This window comes from Burkholderia mayonis (assembly GCF_001523745.2).
Taxonomy (GTDB): Bacteria; Pseudomonadota; Gammaproteobacteria; order Burkholderiales; family Burkholderiaceae; genus Burkholderia; species Burkholderia mayonis.
Genome location: NZ_CP013387.1, coordinates 793,162 through 811,648, shown reverse-complemented (window position 1 = coordinate 811,648; position 18,487 = coordinate 793,162). Strand labels below are relative to the sequence as shown.

The following is an 18,487-nucleotide window of genomic DNA, read 5'->3' as shown; positions in this document are numbered from 1 at the left end:
AAGCATGCCGAACGAAATCGGACCGCCGACGCCAGCACAAAAAACAAGCGCTACCCCCAGGCAGCGCTCGTTCGCGACACAGCGCACTTTAGCGCCAGTTCGCCTCGTAAAATCGGACGTATCCGCTTCTCAGCACCACGCACTGCGCACGGGTTTCGGAGAGTAGCCGCCGTGCCGCGGCCTCGATACGGGGCCGGTGCGTGTCGAATGCGCCCACCATGTCCTCGAAACGCGGCGAAGCCGCGCCGAAATGGTCCTCGAGCGCTTCGGCGGTGATATGGCATTGAACCGGCTCGCCGTCGACCATCGCCATGAACGCGATCGTCAATTCGCGCCCCGAATATTCGGGGGCATCGTTCGTGAACTGGATCTGCATCGGAACCGCCTTTGCCGTAGCTCGAGAATGCAGGAAACCGCGTGCCGCCGGAAGCATTTGCCGACCGGAAGCGCGCGGGCTGGCCGGAGAGAATGTCTCGCGGCGAACGGCTCGCGCTCGCCTGATGCTCCGGTTGAATTCACTTTAGACGCTTTCCGGCACGACTCAAGATTTCGTCAAAAAACCCTGCGCGCGCGCATGCTGCGGCGCATTCTTCTGCCAATCAATGGGGGGACGGCTTGACTGCGCAGCAAAGCGGGCGATAAATCGTCATGCGAATCGAGCGCTGGATTCGACTGCGATTCGCCATGCCGCGCCGATCGCAAACGAGCCGAGTCGGCAGCCGTGTCGGCGTTCTGGCGCGAGGTTCGACGCTCGACCGGTTGCGCACAGATCCGCCATATCGTCGGAGGATTGGCGTCGTGCTCGCCGATGCTCGCGTCGCCGTCGAATCGCCCTCTGCGCCGACCGCGCGGCCGCATCTCGAACATGTCCAAGAGCGTCTGTCGCGCCGCCCAAGCAGCGAGCCGATCGGACCCCGCCACGCCGCGGACGCTCTCGCCGTCGCCGCGCCCGGGCCGCCCGCCTACTTCTGCTCATCCTTCGGCCATACGTTCAGCGCGACCACACAGGTCGTCACGCCGAGCGCGATCGCCGCCACGCCGTATCGCAGTGCGGCATCCTGGTCGAACAACAATCCGTGAATCGCCACGGCGATGCCGGCCAGCGAGACGAACGTCGCGATCGCCGCCAGCACCACTCTCAGTTCCGTCCGAACCATGATGATTTCCCCCGAACGGATGCATGTCGCGGCGCATGCCGAATGGCGGGGACCACACGTGTGTTCGGCGTCGGTCCCGGCGAGGCGCGGCGCGTGCGCGCCTTGTTTCCATCATTGCAGGCAGGGGCCCAAAAGCAAGGGAAATTCGATTTGCGGTCGCGCATCGCTCACGGCGCTTGTATGATGAGACGTGCCCGCGCCGCCACGTGAACCGCTGCGCCGGTCGAGCGGAGAACACACTCCGTCGGCGGGCCCCATGGAGACAAGTCATGCCGCAATCTTCCGTGCTGCCTGCCGCAGCGAGCCGTGTCGACCTGCTCGCGCAAGCGCATGCCCGCTCGCTATCGGTCGGCCTGCGCGCGTCCGAGCTGCCGGACTTCTCGCCGCTGTCGCGCACCGCGCTGCGCGAGCTGATCGGCGGCAGCCAGTCGCTGTACACGCACGCGCGTCCGGTGATGGACACGCTGCATACGCAGATTGCCGACACGCAAAGCCTCGTGCTCCTGACCGATCGCGACGGCGTGGTCCTGCACAGCATCGGCGACGACGATTTCGTCGAGAAGGCGAACCGGGTCGCGCTCTGCCCCGGCGTGTCGTGGGCGGAGGACGCGCGCGGCACCAATGCGATCGGCACCGCGCTGATCGCGGGCCAGGCGCTCGCCGTCCACGGCGCCGAGCATTTCCTGCGCGCGAACCACGTGCTCACCTGCTCGTGCGCGCCGATCGTCGATCCGTTCGGACGCATCCTCGGCGCGCTCGACGTGAGCGGCGATCCGCGCGGCTTCAGCCCGCATACGCTCGCGCTCGTGAAGATGTCCGCGCAGTTGATCGAGAACCATCTGTTTGCGAACCAGTGCGCCGACGCGCTGCGCGTGCGCTTCCATGCGCACGACGAATTCGTCGATTCGCTGTTCGCGGGCCTCGTTGCATTCAGCCCGAGCGGCGCGCTGATCGCCGCGAACCGCAGCGCGCAATTCCAGCTCGGCGCAAGCCTCGACGCACTGCAGCAGCGCGGCTGCGACGAACTGTTCGGCATGTCGTTCGGAAAGCTCGCGCAGCATGCGGCGCGCGAACCGCTCGCGTGCTTCACGCTGACACTCGCGACCGGCGTGCGGGTGCGCGCGCGCTGCGAATTCGCGGACGCGCAGCGCACGGCCGTCCCGGTGACCGGGCGCGCCTCGCCGTCCCGCATCGCCGAAGCGTCGCGCGAAGTCAATTCCGACGCGATCACGTTCGCGACGCTCGATACGGGCGACGCGCGGATGGCCGCCGTGCTGCAACGCGTCAGCAAGGTGCGCGGCCGCGACCTGCCGGTGCTCGTGCTCGGCGAGACGGGCACCGGCAAGGAATGGCTCGCGCGGGCGCTGCACCATGCGTCGCCGCGCCGCGACGGCCCGTTCGTCGCCGTCAACTGCGCGGCGCTGCCCGATTCGCTGATCGAGGCGGAGCTGTTCGGCTACGAAGACGGCGCGTTCACCGGCGCGCGCAAGCGCGGCAGCCCCGGCAAGATCGCGCAAGCGGACGGCGGCACGCTGTTTCTCGATGAAATCGGCGACATGCCGCTCGCGCAGCAGGTGCGGCTGATGCGCGTGCTGCAGGAACGCGCGGTAATGCCGCTCGGCGGCGCACGGCCGGTGCCGGTCGACCTTCGGATCGTCTGCGCGACGCACCGCGACCTGCGCGCCATGATCGCGGCCGGCACGTTCCGCGAGGATCTGTTCTACCGGATCAACGGCCTCGCGGTGACGCTGCCGCCGCTTGCCGAGCGCTCCGACCTCGAAACGCTCGTCGCACGCGTGCTCGCACGGCTCGCGCGCACCGAGCCGATGCCGGCGGGCGTGTCGCCGGCGGTGCTGGCCACGTTTACGCGCTGCCGGTGGCCGGGCAATCTGCGTCAATTGACCAACGTGCTACGCACGGCGGGGATGCTCGCCGAAAGCGAAACGCAGATCGGCGTCGAGCATCTGCCCGACGATTTCTGGCTGGACTGCCCGGCGCTCGAGCAGGAAGCCGCGGCGCCGCACGCGGACGCAACCGCGACCGCCGCGTCCGTATCGACTGCGGCAACCGCGGCATCGCCGACGCTGCAGGACCATCAGGCCGCGCTGATCGACGGCGCGCTCGACCGGCATCGCGGCAACGTGTCGGCGGCCGCACGCGAACTCGGGCTCGCGCGCAACACCGTCTATCGGCATCTACGCAGGCGGCGGCCGAGCGCCTGAGCCGCCACAACCGGCGGTGCGCGCGCGATATCCGGCCCCCACGCGCGATGGCCACACCCGCAAGCGCGCCGGCGGGCGAAGTGCGCGGCCGCATCGGGTATCCTTGCGGCTCCTCGCTGGCGACGCCGCCTCTCCACCCACGATCGCATGAACGAATCAGAAGAACGTTCGCACCGAGTGCGCGTCGAGCCGCTCGGAGTCGGTTTCGACGCGCCCGAATCTCTGTCGCTGCTCGAAGCGGCAGGCTTCGCCGGCGTGTCGCTGCCGCGCTCTTGCCGCAACGGCACGTGCCGGACCTGCCTGTGCCGCCTGCGCGAAGGCTCGATAGCCTACCGGATCGACTGGCCAGGCGTGAGCGCCGAAGAGAAAGCGGAAGGCTACATCCTGCCGTGCGTCGCGATCGCGCAATCCGATCTCGTCATCGAGGTGCCGGACGCCGAATGAGCGAACGCGCGCGGCCGTCGCGGCGCAAACGCCCGCAGCCGACCGCGCGTGCCGCCCCCACCGCCCACGCGCCGTGCGCGCCGCCTGGCATCCGCATCGCCCGGTAGCCGGCCGAATTACGGAAAACGGTAACGAGTCAGGCGTCACGCCATCGCGTCGCCCGCCGGCCAATCCGTGCGCGCCGAGCGTAACGAGCGTCACATCTATTTCGGCGATGCCTTGAATCGAGCACGTATTCCGCTTGGCCCGGTCATCGAAGAAGCGGCGATCTTCATGCGCGGCGACGAGCCGCCCCCGCACCGTGCCCATTGGATTGAGCGGCTCGCCGATGTGCCGGCCTCCGCGCGATGGCGCCCCGCCACCGACGCTTGCCGTCGCGCTCGCGGCACGGCGACTTCGTCGTCGCGCCGCGTTCGGCGCGGATCGCCGGACGCACGTGCCGGCTGCTTGCGGGCTGCGAATCGCCGCGAACTCGAAGCCGGAACGCGTGAACCGGGAGACGAACCTCGAGCCGTCGGGCACGCACATGCAGGCGGCGATCGAGCCGCGCGACGCCGCCGACGACCTCCGCAAGCTCGCGTCGATTCCGTAGGCAGTGCGCTGATCCGCACGAACGCGGCCCGCCCACGATAAGCCGCAAGCCACGGATCGCTCAAAAAGAGACCGGGCGATGCCGGTCCGGGTCGTCGTAGCGCGGCCGCAGCCTGGCTGCGCGTCCGCCGGCCCGGCCGATTTCGATCACATAGTCGCGAGGCACGATCTGCCGTGCATCGTGCGTGCTTCGCTCGGCAATCGACACCACCACGCTCTCGCCGCGAATCGTGCGGATGCGGTCCAAGTCCAGCGCGGCCGCAAGCGGCAACCGGTCGACGGCATCAATTGATGCAAGCCGACACGACCGGATCGTTACTCCCCGTATTGACGAATCCGTCCGACACCCATTGATTCGAGCCGAGCCGGTACCAGAGCCGCGTCGCGCCCCAGTTACCCTGCACCGTATCGCCGTACGCGTAGCACGCGAGCTGGACCGTCGCGCCGTTCGCCACGGTGCCGACGACCGATGCGGACAGCGACGGCGCACTGCGCAGATTCACGGGCCCCGGCGCCTGCACGGTCGCCTTCGCGGGCGGCGACGGCTCGACCGGCCCGCCGCTGTCTTCCGAACCATAATTGGTGAGGGACGCCTGCACGGACACGCGGCGCTGATTGCGGATCGCATAGCCCGAATACGCATTGCCGCCCTCGAAAAACTGCCAGCCGCCGATCGTCTTGCCGTTCACCGGCACGTCGCTGCCGCCCTGGCTCAGCGCAAAATGCACGTGCGCGCCTGTCGTCTGGCCGCCGCACGGCAAAGCGTTGCCGATTCGGCCGAGGTATTCGCCCTGACGCACGCGCGTGCCGCTGCCGGCCCGAGTCAGCTGGACCATGTGGTAATACGTGGTCGCATAGCCGTTGTCGTGGACGAGCTTGACGATCGCGCTGCCGTTGCGCTCGCAGCTCTTGTAGAGAACGCCGTCGCGAGCGGCGAGCACCTGGCCGTTGCCGCCGGAGAAATCGAGCGAGTTGAACGGACGGCTGTCGCCGCTCCAGCCGTGCGCGCCGCCTGTCCAGTACCAAGCGGCGCCTTGCTGCCACGGCAGCGCGAGCCCCGTCTGCCCCGGCGCGGCGTTCGGCTTCGGCGCGGTCGCCGCGCGGCCCGCGTTGAGGTGGGCCCGTTCCTCGTTGGCGAGCAGTTTCGCCGGCGCCGCGGCGGCAAGCGCATAGAACGTGTCGCTGCCTTCGATGCCGACGACCCATCGTTCTTTCACGCGCTGCGCGAGAAAGAGCTTCGTGACGGGATCGGCCGGCGTGCCGTCCGGGACGACTTGCGTCACGGTGCCGAGCACCCATCCGGCCTCCGGATCCGACTTGATCGATTCGACTACGTCGTCGCGCGCCGCCGCCGGCGCCGCCGGACCTCGCTTGCTAAGGCGCGACGAGAATGCATGTTGGACTGCATGCTGCAGGTCTGGTGCATCGACGGGCGCCGCAAGCGCGGCGCCGGACAGGCCGGCCGCCATCAGCGGTGCAGCAATGAAACGCTTGATCGAATCGGATGCACTACGCCAGACCATCGGGTTCATAAGAACGCCTCCCTAATCAATGAACGTCATCGCTTCGACGGGCAGGATCGACTGCGCTCCGAAGCGGCGTCGTCGATCGACATGACCGCAGCGATCCCACGGTGAACCTTGGCAGCTCGATTCGCATTCCTTAGCAGCTTGACCAAGCCGACAAAGTTCTTACGCCTCGTGAATCATAGTGATTTTTTTGTAAAAGTAAACCTTACTGGCGATAAAGCAGATAGATCGGCATATGTATTTATCGCATTGATTTATCGATATTAGCCCACGAAACGTTCACTAAAAGCTGGATTGTTTCAACGGCTAGCCCAGGAATTTTCCCAGGCCGAATGGAGATATAAAGGAGGAGTCCAAACAATATCGAGACAGCACGGCTTCACTCGCGCAGACTTGTCACTCGCGGCCTTTGACACTGTAAATTCCAGCGTTCTCCGCGACTTTCCTTCGAATTCTCCGCAAAATGCGCGGCGGCCACAGGGGGGCGATACAACTGCGGATGGAGCCTGATCAGCGCGACATCGGCTGCATTCGCACGCAGTCTGATAAAGTGCCATTCGAAATAAACGAATATGGTAATTGCATGAACTCGCGCGAATGGCGAGTTATGTGGGCTGAAGCACATTTACATGTGCTCGATGAATTCGAACGAATACGCAATATTCTGCTTTTCGGAGATGCGCATTCGTCCGTTTCTCGTTCCGCAGGCATCACGCTCGCAGAAACGCCGCATTACCCACCGAGATACGCGCTCCGGATCCGGTCGTTCTCCAGCAGGTTCGCGCCGGTGTCGGCGAGCACGACCCGCCCCGTTTCGAGCACATAGCCGCGATCGGCAACCTGCAGCGCCTTGTGCGCGTTCTGCTCGACGAGGAAAACCGTGACGCCTTCGCCGCGAATCGTCCGGATGATGTCGAAGATCTGCGCGATCACGAGCGGCGCGAGGCCGAGCGTCGGCTCGTCGAGCAGCAAGAGGCGCGGCCGGCTCATCAGCGCGCGGCCGATCGCGAGCATCTGCTGCTCGCCGCCCGACATCGTGCCCGCCCGCTGCGCTGCTCGCTCCTTCAGCCGCGGAAACAGGCGATACACGTGCTCGACGCCTTCGTCGATCTCATGACGGTTCGCGAAGAAGCCGCCCATCTTCAGATTCTCGAGCACGGTCAGGCTCGGGAACACGCGGCGCCCTTCCGGCGAGATCGCGAGCCCTTGGCGCATGATCTCGTGCGTCGGCATCGCGGTAATGTCGTCGCCCTCGAACAGCACACGCCCGCTCGACGCGCGCGGCGTGCCGCACACGGTCATCATCAGCGTCGTCTTGCCCGCGCCGTTGCTGCCGATCAGCGTGACGATCTCGCCCTTCTTCACCTCGATCGACACGCCCGACAGCGCCTCGATCGCGCCGTAATGCGTGTGGACCTTCTCCAGCTTCAGCATCACTCCTCTCCCAGATAGGCCTTGATCACGCGCGGATCGTTGCGCACTTCGTCGGGCTTGCCGATCATGATCGGCCGGCCGTGCTCCATCACCAGAATGCGATCCGAGACGCCCATCACGAGACTCATGTCGTGCTCGATCAGCAGCACCGCGACGCCGAATTCGCGGCGCAGACGGTCGATCAGATGCTGCAGCTCGACCTTCTCCTGCGGATTGAGGCCCGCCGCCGGCTCGTCGAGCATCAGAAGGCGCGGGTTCGTGATCATGCAGCGCGCGATCTCGAGGCGGCGCTGATGCCCGTACGAAAGCGTGCCCGCGGGCCGGTTCGCGACCGCCGTCAGGTTCATTCGATCGAGCCACACCGCCGCGCGCTCGAGCGCTTCGCGCTCCGCGCGGCGATACGCCGGCGTCGCGAAGAGGCCGTGCAGGAGCCCCGACTTCACCAGCCGGTGCTGGGCGACGAGCAGGTTCTCGACGACCGTCAGCGACTTGAAGAGCCGAATGTTCTGGAATGTCCGCACGAGCCCCTTGCGCGCGACCTGATGGCTCATCAAGCCTCCGATCGCGTGGCCGTCGAGCACGACGCGGCCCGACGTCGGCCGATAGAACCCGCCGATGCAGTTGAACACCGTCGTCTTGCCCGCGCCGTTCGGACCAATGATCGCGAACACCTCGTCGCGGCGCACGTCGAAATCGATCCCGTCCACCGCGAGCAGGCCGCCGAAGCGCATCTGCAGCGCGGCTACCTTCAGCATTTCCGTCGTCGCGCTCATTGCGGCAGCTCCACGTGGGGACGGCTCGCGGGCAGCAGGCCCTGCGGACGCCACATCATCATCAACACCATCACGAGGCCGAACATCAGCATCCGGTACTCGGCGAAGCCGCGCGCGATTTCGGGCAGCAAGGTCAGCAGGATCGCCGCGAGGATCACGCCGAGCTGCGAGCCCATCCCGCCCAGCACGACGATCGCGAGAATCAGCGCGGATTCGATGAACGTGAACGACTCGGGATTCACGAGCCCCTGGCGCGCCGCGAAGAACGCGCCGCCGATGCCGGCGAACGACGCGCCGAGCGTGAACGCCGACAGCTTGATGCGCGTCGGGTTGAGGCCGAGCGACCGGCAGGCGATCTCGTCGTCGCGCAGCGCTTCCCACGCGCGGCCCATCGGCATCCGGATCAGCCGGCTCGTCACGAACAGCGTGAAGCAAACGAGCACGAGCGCGATCAGGTACAGGAAGATCACGACGTGCTCGCCGCTGTACTCGAGCCCGATCAGCTCGTGGAACGTCTTCGCGCCCTCGACGCTCGCGCTTCTCGCCATCTCGAAGCCGAACACGGTCGGCTTCGGAATGCCGGAGATGCCGTCCGGGCCGCCCGTGATGCTCGTCAGGTTGTTCGCGAGCAGACGGATGATCTCGCCGAAGCCGAGCGTGACGATCGCGAGATAGTCGCCGCGCAGCCGCAGCACCGGAAAGCCGAGCAGGAAGCCGAACGTAGCCGACGCGAGCGCGGCGAGCGGCAGGCATTCCCAGAACGTCAGCCCGAAGTACTGGTTGAGGAGCGCATACGTGTAGCCGCCGACCGCATAGAAGCCGACATAGCCGAGATCGAGCAGCCCGGCGAAGCCGACGACGATGTTCAGGCCGAGGCCGAGGATCACGTAGATGAGCGCGAGCGTCGCGACGTCGATCGCGCCGCGCGAGCCGAAGAACGGCAACAAGAAGCCGATCGCGACGAGCGCCCAGACGATCGCGCGCTGCTGCCGCGCGCCGAGCGGCGCCGCCGCGGGCAGGCGCACCGCCGCCTTCGCACGCAGCAGCGCGGGCTTGAACAGCTGGAACAGGAACACGGCGGCAACCGCGATCCAGACCGGCCGCCAGTGCGCTTCGAGCACGACCTGATAGCCGTCGAGCTTCAACTGGAGACCGAGGATCGGCACCGTGAGGATCGCCGTCAGCACGGCGGCCGTCACCGCGTGCTTGAGCGACTGGACGGCCGGCGCGCCGGCCGTCGTGCGGACGGAAGTCATCGCTTGATTCATGGGCGGCCTCACACCTTTTCGATGTCCGACTTGCCGAGCAGGCCCGACGGACGGAACAGCAGGATCAGTACGAGGAGGCCGAAGGCCACCACGTCCTTGTACTCGGCGGGCATGTAGCCGGATGCGAAGGTCTCCGCGAGACCGAGCAGCACGCCGCCCAGCATCGCGCCGGGAATGCTGCCGATGCCGCCCAGCACCGCGGCCGTGAATGCCTTGATGCCCGCGACGAAGCCGATGTACGGATTGAGCTTGCCGATCGTGAGCCCGATCAGCACGCCGCCCACTGCGGCGAGCATCGCACCCAGCACGAACGTGAACGAGATCACGCGGTTCGTGTCGATGCCGAGCAGGTTCGCCATCCGCATGTCCTCGGCGCACGCGCGGCACGCGCGGCCCATCCGCGAACGCGAGATGAACAGCGTGAGCGCGATCATCAGCACGATCGTCACGCAGACGATCAGAAGACGCGCATACGGCACCGTCACGTCGAAGTCGCCGCCGACATGAATGTCGAACGCGCCGGAAATCAGCACGGGCACCGACATGTCGCGCGCGCCCTGGCCGATCTGCACGTAGTTCTGCAGAAAGATCGACATGCCGATCGCGGAGATGAGCGGCACGAGCCGCGGCCCGCCGCGCAGCGGCCGGTACGCGACGCGCTCGACTGCGAACCCATAAAGCCCGGTGACGACGACCGATACGACGAGTGCCGCACCGAGCACGAGCGGCAGCGGATAGCCCGCCGACGCGCCGATCGCGGTCAGGGTGACGAGCCCGACGTACGCGCCGATCATGTAGATCTCGCCGTGGGCGAAATTGATCATGCCGATGATCCCGTAGACCATCGAATAGCCGATGGCGATCAACGCATAGATCGCGCCCAGCGTGAGGCCGTTGACCAGTTGCTGGGCGAATTGCGGAAAGAATTCATTCATGCGGGAAGCTCCCGTTCGCGCCGACGCGCGTGCGTGCGCGGCCGCTCATGAAAGCGGCGGCGCACGCCGCGCACGGGCGTCCGATCTCGACACGCCCGCCGCGCCGCGGCCCGCTGCTCGCGCGGCGGCGCCGGGCCAATGCGACCCGCCCCGCGCGAACGTGCGGCGGGGCGGACGGGCGGGCAGATACTCCGATTAGTTGGCGGCCGTCTTGGTCGCGTCCTTGTGCCACTTGTAGACGACGAACTTGAACGCCTTCAGGTCGCCCTGCGCGTCGTACGACACCTTGCCGATCGGCGTGTCGAAGCCGTGCTGGTGCATGTACGCGGCGACCTTCGTCGGATCGGTGGTCTTCGCGCCCGCGATCGAATCGGCGATGATCTTCACCGCCGAATACGCGGGCATCTGGAACGGGCCGTTCGGATCGCGCTTCTTGTCGGCAAACGCCTTCACGAGGGCCGCGTTGGCCGGATCGGCGGTGAAGTCGGCGGGCAGCGTGACGAGCATGCCTTCGGACGCGGGACCCGCGATCGCGGTCACGTCCTTGTTACCGACGCCTTCCGGTCCCATGAACGCGGCCTTCACGCCCTGCTCGCGCGCCTGGCGCAACAAGAGGCCCATTTCCGGGTGATAGCCGCCGAAGTAGACGAAGTCGACGCCTTGCGACTTCAGCTTCGTGATGGTCGCCGAGTAGTCCGAATCGCCCGCGTTGATGCCTTCGAACAGCACGACGGGGATCTTCGCCGCTTCGAGATCCTTCTTCACGGACGATGCGATGCCTTGGCCGTACGACTGCTTGTCGTGCAGCACGGCAACCTTCTTCGGCTTGACCTTGTTGATGATGTATTGCGCGGCGGCCGGGCCTTGCTGATCGTCGCGGCCGATCGTCCGGAACACGAACTTGCGCTTCTTGCCTTCGGTGAGCTGCGGCGCGGTCGCGGACGGCGTGACCATCACGATGCCTTCGTTCTCGTAGATGTCGGACGCCGGAATCGTCGAGCCCGAGCACACGTGGCCGATCACGTACTTGATCTTCTGGCTGACGATCTTGTTCGCAACCGCGACCGCCTGCTTCGGCTCGCACGCGTCGTCCATCATCACCGCCTCGAGCTTGTTGCCGCCCGCGCCGCCGGCTGCGTTGATCTGCTCGATCGCCGTCAGCGCGCCGGCCTTGACCATGTCGCCGTACTGAGCGACCGAGCCGCTCATCGGGCCGGCAATGGCGATCTTCACGGTTTCCGCACGGGCCGCGGCGCCGGCGACGGCAAGCATCGCGGCAAGAGAGATGGACGAAAGACGGGACAGCATCATCAGGAGCTCCTCGATTATGTTTAGTCACACGGGCAAGGCGGCATGACCTGCGCAATCGAACAACACCCGTGGACGAAACGACTTGGAGCACGCCCGAGACGGATAGACGGACCTGCAGATGGAATAGCGCTTGCGGGGCCCGGCAGTGTCAGCCGCCGTCGCGAAAGACGGAGACCTTGGTTCGGAAAGACAACGTGATGCGTCTTGTATTGCGCAAGCGATTCGCCTGCCCCGCTTACCTAACCGCTCGTCGGACGGATCTGCCGACAGCCGTTGGCAAGGCAGCCGAAATTATAGGATCGTTTTTCATGCGTCTGACCAGAAATAGCTGACGAATCAGGGAAAATACGCAGTCCAACCGAGCGTGCAAGCTCCCGGTTGCGCCCGATTGCGACGTGTTGCACCGCAATCCAATTCAAGGTTCACGACGCATTTCGCGCGGTCATTTGGCGCAATTCATCTTTACATACGGGCACTTGACGCGACGCTGCACCGCACCGTCGCGTGGGCCGAGCGAACTCGGAGACGGTCGCGACGACGGCGTGCGGCCCGACATCCAGACCGAGGTGCAACCGCATGGCCCGTCCGAACCGGCACGACGTCGATGCAAGGTTCGCCCACGAACGTGCATATGGCGGCACCTTCGTTGGGGCCATAGCAGGCGTTTTGATATTTCAATGAAATAATGCAATCGCGCGGCCGGCCAGACATTTCTTTCGATCGCCTGTCGAATCGGCTTGCCGTTTTCGGCGGTTCCGCGTCGGCCGGCCGCGCGCTTCGGTCGTCGTGCGACCGTGCGATCGCGCGACATTCATCTGGCGGGAATCCGTCCGCCATCCGCACTGCACATCACTGACACTCGCCTCATGGATTTCGACGTCATCGTTCTCGGCGCAGGCATCGTCGGCGTATCGGCCGCGCTGCACCTGCAGGATCGCGGCCGCCGGGTCGCGCTCGTCGATCGCGGCGCGCCCGGCGACGGCACGAGCTTCGGCAACGCCGGACTCATCGAGCGCTCGTCGGTCGCGCCGTATGCGTTTCCGCGCAGCCCGCTCGCGCTGCTGCGCTACGCGACGAACCGCTCGACCGCACTCTATTGGCATCACGCGTCGCTGCCGTCGTTCGCGCCGTGGCTCGCGCGCTTCTGGTGGGAATCGTCGCCGCGCCGCCACGCGGCCGCCGCGCGCGATCTGCTGCCGCTCATCGAGCGCAGCGTCGCCGAGCACGACGCGCTGATCGCGCGCGCGAACGCGGGCGACCTCGTACGCGCGCGCGGCTGGATCGAGGCGTATCGCGCGCCCGCCCGCCTCGCGCATGCGACAAGCGACGCACTGCACAGCGCGAGCCGGCACGGCCTTCGCGTGGCGACGCTCGACGCGTCCGCGCTCGCCGCGCAAGAGCCCGCGCTCGGCCCGGGGTTCTGCGGCGCGCTGCACTGGCTTGACCCGAAGAGCGTCGTCGATCCCGGCGCGCTCGTCAAAGCGTACGCACGGCTCTTCGAGCGCAACGGCGGCGCGCTGCTCGAAGGCGATGCGGCGAGCATCGAGTCGAGCGGCGACGGCTGGCGCGTGCGCACGGCCGACGGCGTCGCGGCGGCGCGCGAGGTCGTCGTCGCGCTCGGCCCGTGGTCCGATACGGTGTTCGCGAAGTTCGGCTACCGGATTCCGCTGCGCGAGAAGCGCGGCTACCACATGCATTACGCGCCGCCCGACGGCGCGTCGCTGTCCGCGCCCGTCGTCGATCTCGAGCACGGCTACGTCGTCGCGCCGATGCGCAGCGGGCTGCGGCTCACGACGGGCGTCGAGATCGCCGCGCGCACGCTGCCGCCGACAGGCGTGCAGCTCGCACGCGCGGAACGCGTCGCGCAGCCGACGTTCAGGCTCGGCCCGCGGCTCGACCCCGAGCCATGGCTCGGCTTTCGGCCGTGCACGCCGGACATGCGTCCGGTGATCGGCGCCGCGCCGCGGCACCGCGGGATGTGGTTCGCGTTCGGACACAATCATCACGGGCTCACGCTCGGACCGATCACGGGACGCCTGCTCGCGGAGATGATGTGCGGCGAGCCGACCGCCGCGAACGTCGCACCGTTTCGCGTCGAGCGGTTTCTCTGATTCGAAGCGGATGCGAGCGCGAGCGAATTGGCCGCGGCCGGAAAATGTTCAACGCGCTCGCGAACACGTCGGCGCTCGACGACCATGCGCCGCGGACGCCGTGCTCCGGCGGTAGCGAGCCGCGCGACATGAATCGTCCGGCATGTCGTTCGACATGCGATGCATGGTCAATCCGCACGAAGCGTCAGATGATGCTTGATCCGCGCGTCCGGGGCGCGCGGTGCATCGGGCGACATTCGGCGAGCGACGAGCGTGCCGAGCAATGCATCGATCTCCATTACCGTCGAGCCTGCTCGACGAAGCGCGCTCGCCGAGCATCCGATGGCTGCGCGAAGACAATCGCCGCGCACATGCGATATCCGATACGCGACATGCGCCCGCCCCCCGATGCGCACCCGCCGCTCATCGATCGATTGATCCAGCAAATGCGATCCGCCGAACGAGACCGAGCATCGTCGCCGCATCCCGCTCCGTTTCTCGGCAACGAAGCAAATCCGACATTGCGCGGAATTGCGCAAACGATTTCGCGCGCTCGTCGAAACGCGGCACTTAATCGGTCATCGCACAATATGCAACCGACTAACCCGCCGAGAAATCACTGCATGTTGAACGAATAGCGCTTTGCAATTTTCACAACGAACATCGTCGCAACGATCAATGCAGCCGAATCGAACGCAGGATTAACCACAACGCAGTCGAACGCATCGGCGGCAAAACAATCGCACGATTCGCCTTTGCGTCGAAGCGACAAACCTTGACACGCAGTAAAACATCGTGACAAGACGCGCGCCGCCGCCACACATCCGCACATCGCGGCAGCCGGCCGCGAACGGCGCGAACGGCTCGCGGCGCGCCGCAGCGGGATTCGGGCGCCATTTCGCACCCGGTTCGTGCACCATTCGAGTGAACGACTGGGCACGCCACTTTTGCCTGCTAATGGAAATCGATTATTTCTAAATCGGCAAAAAGTAATTTGAGCCAGACAGGATGTTTTTTCCGCGCAAGCGCGCTTACATTTAGCGCACCCCTCTAATGGAAATCGCTACGGAATCGACGGAAAGCAGTTGCAATAACTGCCTAGGCCGATACCGCACGAGCTTTAGGAAACGGCAAAATGAAGTCCTCCAAATCCCAGCCTGTGCTCGATCCCGCTGACGTTCACGTCGAAATCCTCGAACGCTCCGACACGCTGCTCGTCGTCCGCTGGGTCGAACCCGGCCGCTGTCACTACGGCGAGCAACGCTGGCGCCGCCGCTTCGCGCAGCGCACCGGCACCTGCGCGCTGTCGCGCCAGGTGATTCATCGCGGCGACGAAGTGTTCCGCCCCGCTGAGCGTCCGGCGCCCGCCAATGCAGGCGCGATGATCTCCGCCGCCGAAGTGCTCGGCCATACGAGCGGCAAGTAACGCCACGATCCCGCCGCCGACGCGGCCGATGTCGCGCCGCGCCACGGGCGGTTAGAGCGGCGTCTCTAGCTTGCCCCTTGTTTTCGCCGGCTCGCGTCACTACCGTTACATCAATCAATGTAACGGTGTGTGAGGCGCGGACGACGGCGGCACCGCTGCTCCGATGCACCGGATCTAGGGTCCGTCCACGCAAAAAACGGGCTCGTGAACGCGCCGCCCCACGGCGTGCCACCGATGGAGACGAAGATGCATGCATGGAGCGCGCAACATGTGCTGCCGCAAGGCGGAAAAGTAGCAGTCGTCACAGGAGCCAACAGCGGTCTTGGCTGGCAGATCGCGGAAACGCTCGCCGCCAAGAGTGCGCAGGTGGTGATGGGGTGCCGGGATTCCGCGAAGGGCGAACTGGCCGCGCACACGATCCGCACCCGTTATCCGCGCGCGCGCATCGAGGTCGAGTCGCTCGATCTCGCCGATCTCGCCTCCGTCTGCCGTTTTGCCGATGCCGTCACCGACCGCCATGGCCGTGTCGACATCCTCTGCAACAACGCGGGCGTAATGTTCCTGCCGCTGCGCCACACGCGCGACGGCTTCGAAATGCAGATGGGGACGAACCATCTCGGCCACTTCGCGCTGACGGGCCTGCTGCTGCCTGCGCTGCGCGCGTCTCACCGCGCGCGCGTCGTGACGATGTCGAGCGGCTTCAACCGGCTCGGCAAGATCCGTCTCGACAACATGCTCGCCGAGCATGGCTACAACAAGTACCGCGCGTATTGCGACAGCAAGCTCGCCAACCTGATGTTCACGCTCGAGCTGCAGCGCCGCTTCGATCGCGCGGGACTGTCGATCCTGAGCGTCGCCGCGCATCCGGGCTATGCGGCCACCAACCTGCAATTCGCCGGTCCGACAATGGAAAACTCGCCGCTCGGCTCGTTCGCGATGCGTCTGTCGAACCGCTTCGTCGCGCAGCCGGCCGAGGTCGGCGCGCTGCCCGCGATCCATGCGGCGACGACGACCGACGTCGAGGGCGGCGCGTACATCGGCCCCGCACGCCTGTGCGAGACGCGCGGCTATCCGGCCGATGCGCGCATCCCGCACCAGGCGCGCGACGTGCAGGTGGGCGCCCGCCTGTGGGAGAAATCCGAACAACTGACCGGCGTGCGTTATCTCGACACACCGTCGCCCGGCTCGCGCCGCGGCCGATCGCGCTACGACGCGACGTTCCGCGCGCTCTGAAGCATTTCGCCAAGCCCAAGCTCGCCGCCTCGCCCGCTGCGGTTCGCAGCGAGTGGGCGGCTTTTTTTTATCGCCGCGACACCCTGCCGCTTGCCGTCTGTATTTTTTCATTTTTTGAAAAAATATTTCGCTAAAGCCAGCGTTTACCCGTAGGACCCCGAAGACTACGATGTAACCAATCGCTTAAGACATGGTGTCGAAAGCGAAGTCAATAAAACATTCGGAGGTTCTCATGAAATCGCTCGTTTATGCTGTCGTCGCCGCTTCCGCTCTTACCGCTTCGTTCGGTGCGTTCGCGCAATCCAATCAATCGCTGACCCGTGCGCAAGTGCGCGCGGAACTGGTCCAGCTCGAGAAGGCCGGCTATCACCCGGGCGTGTCGAGCCCGTACTATCCGGAAGACATCCAGGCCGCCGAAGCGCGCGCACAAGGCGCCGCCGACACGAGCGGCTACGGTGCGCAAGCCGCGCCTGTCGCGCACGTCGGCGCTCCGGCGGCGGCGGCTCCCCGCTCGCCGCGCGACTCGATCTACTTCGGTCAGTAAAGCAGTCGACAGACCGCGCGGCCGTGCCCAATCCGGCCGCCGCGCGATCTGAATCTCGCACGACGCGTCGGTCGCTCCGACCGATCGTCGCTCCCATTCAGGCCCCTAACCTCCGCCGCTCCATTTGGAGCGGCTTAGCCTGGGCGCCTGGCGCCTGGGCGCTTTTTCGGCTGAGGCGCAAGTCCACCGTTGCGGCGGATTCCACGAGTGGGAATAAAATCGATCCTTACAAAATATGTAAGGATCGATTTTTTTATTGCGGCTCGCCATCCGCGTCGCATTCACCGGCCGTATCAAACGTCGACGCAACCGCTGGCCATCGCATCGCGCTGCACGCACGCAGTTTCAAACACCTGTCCGAATTCCAATCGCGCCCCCGGGAGAGGCGCGTTTTTCGATTCGTGCCGTCATTGTCACGTCGGCAGGTGCGCGTCTGCGTGTCGAGCGGCACGCAACGCATTCGCTTCGCTCGCAGTCTTTCCATTGCGAGGGAGAGGCGTTCTCCCCGGCCCCGCGCGTACTGCACCACGCGTTCGGCGCCTGCTGCGCTTCTCGCGCGTCACTCACCCGGCTCAAGCAGGAAATCGCAGACGATCCGATGCATTCGCGCGGCCTGCGGACTCGTGTCGAGCGCGCGCCAGCAGCCGTGAACGAGCCCGTCGCCGAGCCAGAAGCGCGCCGTGCCGCCCGCCGACCGGACGCGCTCGACATAGACGCGCGCATCGTCGCGCAGCGGATCGTGCCCGGCGCCGACCGCCAGCACGGGCGGCAAGCGGTCGAAGCCGTTCGCGTCGAGCGGCACCGTACCGTGTGGCGGCCCGGCATCGCCCCAGTAAAGGCGGCGGTACGTGTGGACATCGGCGAGCGTGAGCATCGGCGCGTGCGCCTCCGTCTCGCGTGCGGGCGATTGCGGCTCGAAACCGAGCATCGGATAGACGAGCGCGACCGCGCAAACGCCGCCGCCCGCGCCGCCGCCGCCACCCGAACCGCCGTCGCGCAGCGCCGCAACCACCGACGCCGCAAGCATGCCGCCCGCACTGTCGCCCGCAAGCCGAAGCGGCAGCGCGATCGAATCGAACGGCAGCCGGCCGTCGAGCGCCGCGACGGCAACCTCCAGGCAATCGTCGAACGCGGCCGGCGCAGGATGTTCGGGCGCGAGCCGATAGTCGACGGCGATCACGTCCAGCCCCGTGTCCGCCGCGATCCGGGCCGTGACGAGCGCGTGGCTGTCGAGCGAACCGACGACGAAGCCGCCACCATGAAAGAACAGAACCGTCCCGCGCGCATCGGATCGCCGCGATCGGTAGCGCCGCAAGCCGATCGTGCGGCCGTCGGGCGCGACGAAGCGCGCGTCGGTCGTATCGACGTCCGCCGGCAATGCGAGCGTCCACGCCGCGGCGAACCGCTCGTAGCGCGCGCGCTGCTCCGCGATCGGGCGCGCCGCGACGTCATCCGGATACCACGCGGCGACGCGCGCGACGAACGCTTCGATTTCCGGTTCCAGCATCGCGTGCGTCGCCGGGCTTGTCG

The 18,487-nt window shown here is 66.4% G+C and carries 18 protein-coding genes and 1 pseudogene; 7 read left to right on the top strand and 12 right to left on the bottom strand.

Annotated features, from left to right (window positions below; genetic code table 11):
- Positions 1–88: 88 nt before the first annotated feature.
- Both WS70_RS22140 and WS70_RS22135 read right to left on the bottom strand, forming a co-directional pair.
- On the bottom strand, positions 89–376 hold the full coding sequence (locus WS70_RS22140; RefSeq protein ID WP_010108324.1) for a DUF1488 family protein: 288 nt from the start codon (positions 374–376) through the stop codon (positions 89–91).
- 586 nt (positions 377–962) lie between these two features.
- Positions 963–1,157, bottom strand: coding sequence for a DUF2964 domain-containing protein (locus WS70_RS22135; protein WP_059472157.1), 195 nt, complete (start codon positions 1,155–1,157; stop codon positions 963–965).
- A gap of 269 nt (positions 1,158–1,426) precedes the next feature.
- Here WS70_RS22135 and WS70_RS22130 point away from each other — a divergent pair, with 269 nt between their 5' ends.
- On the top strand, positions 1,427–3,379 hold the full coding sequence (locus WS70_RS22130) for a sigma-54-dependent Fis family transcriptional regulator (RefSeq protein ID WP_059472156.1): 1,953 nt from the start codon (positions 1,427–1,429) through the stop codon (positions 3,377–3,379).
- Positions 3,380–3,526: 147 nt separating this feature from the next.
- Positions 3,527–3,823, top strand: coding sequence for a 2Fe-2S iron-sulfur cluster-binding protein (locus WS70_RS22125; RefSeq protein WP_059472155.1), 297 nt, complete (start codon positions 3,527–3,529; stop codon positions 3,821–3,823).
- Between the two features lie 177 nt (positions 3,824–4,000).
- On the opposite strand, the pseudogene WS70_RS33135 reads toward WS70_RS22125, so the two are convergent.
- Positions 4,001–4,279 (bottom strand): annotated as a pseudogene (locus WS70_RS33135) (TonB-dependent siderophore receptor); the annotation flags it as partial.
- Between WS70_RS33135 and WS70_RS22120 the strand changes: the two are divergent.
- Positions 4,260–4,415, top strand: a complete 156-nt coding sequence (locus WS70_RS22120) for a hypothetical protein (protein WP_203236021.1) — start codon at positions 4,260–4,262, stop codon at positions 4,413–4,415. The pseudogene WS70_RS33135 and the gene WS70_RS22120 sit on opposite strands and share 20 nt — an antisense overlap.
- A gap of 60 nt (positions 4,416–4,475) precedes the next feature.
- On the opposite strand, the gene WS70_RS31740 is transcribed toward WS70_RS22120, so the two are convergent.
- From WS70_RS31740 to WS70_RS22085, 7 genes are all read right to left on the bottom strand, one after another.
- A complete protein-coding gene (locus WS70_RS31740) occupies positions 4,476–4,661 on the bottom strand; it encodes a hypothetical protein (protein WP_156438226.1) in 186 nt (61 codons plus the stop codon).
- 37 nt (positions 4,662–4,698) lie between these two features.
- Positions 4,699–5,946, bottom strand: a complete 1,248-nt coding sequence (locus WS70_RS22115; RefSeq protein ID WP_059472152.1) for a peptidoglycan DD-metalloendopeptidase family protein — start codon at positions 5,944–5,946, stop codon at positions 4,699–4,701.
- A gap of 729 nt (positions 5,947–6,675) precedes the next feature.
- Positions 6,676–7,377, bottom strand: a complete 702-nt coding sequence (locus WS70_RS22110; protein ID WP_059472151.1) for an ABC transporter ATP-binding protein — start codon at positions 7,375–7,377, stop codon at positions 6,676–6,678.
- On the bottom strand, positions 7,377–8,150 hold the full coding sequence (gene livG / locus WS70_RS22105; protein ID WP_059597865.1) for a high-affinity branched-chain amino acid ABC transporter ATP-binding protein LivG: 774 nt from the start codon (positions 8,148–8,150) through the stop codon (positions 7,377–7,379). The genes WS70_RS22110 and livG overlap by 1 nt, the downstream gene beginning before the upstream one ends.
- A complete protein-coding gene (locus tag WS70_RS22100) occupies positions 8,147–9,418 on the bottom strand; it encodes a high-affinity branched-chain amino acid ABC transporter permease LivM (protein WP_059472149.1) in 1,272 nt (423 codons plus the stop codon). The genes livG and WS70_RS22100 overlap by 4 nt, the downstream gene beginning before the upstream one ends.
- A gap of 8 nt (positions 9,419–9,426) precedes the next feature.
- A complete protein-coding gene (gene livH / locus WS70_RS22095) occupies positions 9,427–10,353 on the bottom strand; it encodes a high-affinity branched-chain amino acid ABC transporter permease LivH (RefSeq protein ID WP_059597864.1) in 927 nt (308 codons plus the stop codon).
- Between the two features lie 195 nt (positions 10,354–10,548).
- Complete coding sequence (locus tag WS70_RS22085; protein ID WP_059472147.1) at positions 10,549–11,664, bottom strand: branched-chain amino acid ABC transporter substrate-binding protein; 1,116 nt, start codon at positions 11,662–11,664, stop codon at positions 10,549–10,551.
- Positions 11,665–12,530: 866 nt separating this feature from the next.
- On the opposite strand from WS70_RS22085, the gene WS70_RS22080 reads away from it, so the two are divergent.
- Positions 12,531–13,775: an NAD(P)/FAD-dependent oxidoreductase gene (locus WS70_RS22080; protein ID WP_059472146.1), complete on the top strand. Its 1,245-nt coding sequence runs from the start codon at positions 12,531–12,533 to the stop codon at positions 13,773–13,775.
- Positions 13,776–13,942: 167 nt separating this feature from the next.
- Here WS70_RS22080 and WS70_RS31735 read toward each other — a convergent pair whose 3' ends face one another.
- Positions 13,943–14,293: a hypothetical protein gene (locus WS70_RS31735; protein WP_159082941.1), complete on the bottom strand. Its 351-nt coding sequence runs from the start codon at positions 14,291–14,293 to the stop codon at positions 13,943–13,945.
- A gap of 596 nt (positions 14,294–14,889) precedes the next feature.
- On the opposite strand from WS70_RS31735, the gene WS70_RS22075 reads away from it, so the two are divergent.
- The 3 genes from WS70_RS22075 to WS70_RS22065 all read left to right on the top strand — a co-directional run bounded on the left by WS70_RS22075 (position 14,890) and on the right by WS70_RS22065 (position 16,957).
- Positions 14,890–15,180, top strand: a complete 291-nt coding sequence (locus WS70_RS22075; protein WP_015603862.1) for a DUF3331 domain-containing protein — start codon at positions 14,890–14,892, stop codon at positions 15,178–15,180.
- 246 nt (positions 15,181–15,426) lie between these two features.
- Positions 15,427–16,413, top strand: coding sequence for an oxidoreductase (locus tag WS70_RS22070; protein ID WP_059472173.1), 987 nt, complete (start codon positions 15,427–15,429; stop codon positions 16,411–16,413).
- A 232-nt stretch (positions 16,414–16,645) separates the two neighbouring features.
- Positions 16,646–16,957: a DUF4148 domain-containing protein gene (locus tag WS70_RS22065; RefSeq protein WP_059472144.1), complete on the top strand. Its 312-nt coding sequence runs from the start codon at positions 16,646–16,648 to the stop codon at positions 16,955–16,957.
- A gap of 559 nt (positions 16,958–17,516) precedes the next feature.
- On the opposite strand, the gene WS70_RS22060 is transcribed toward WS70_RS22065, so the two are convergent.
- Complete coding sequence (locus WS70_RS22060; protein ID WP_059597863.1) at positions 17,517–18,464, bottom strand: alpha/beta hydrolase; 948 nt, start codon at positions 18,462–18,464, stop codon at positions 17,517–17,519.
- Positions 18,465–18,487 lie beyond the last annotated feature (23 nt).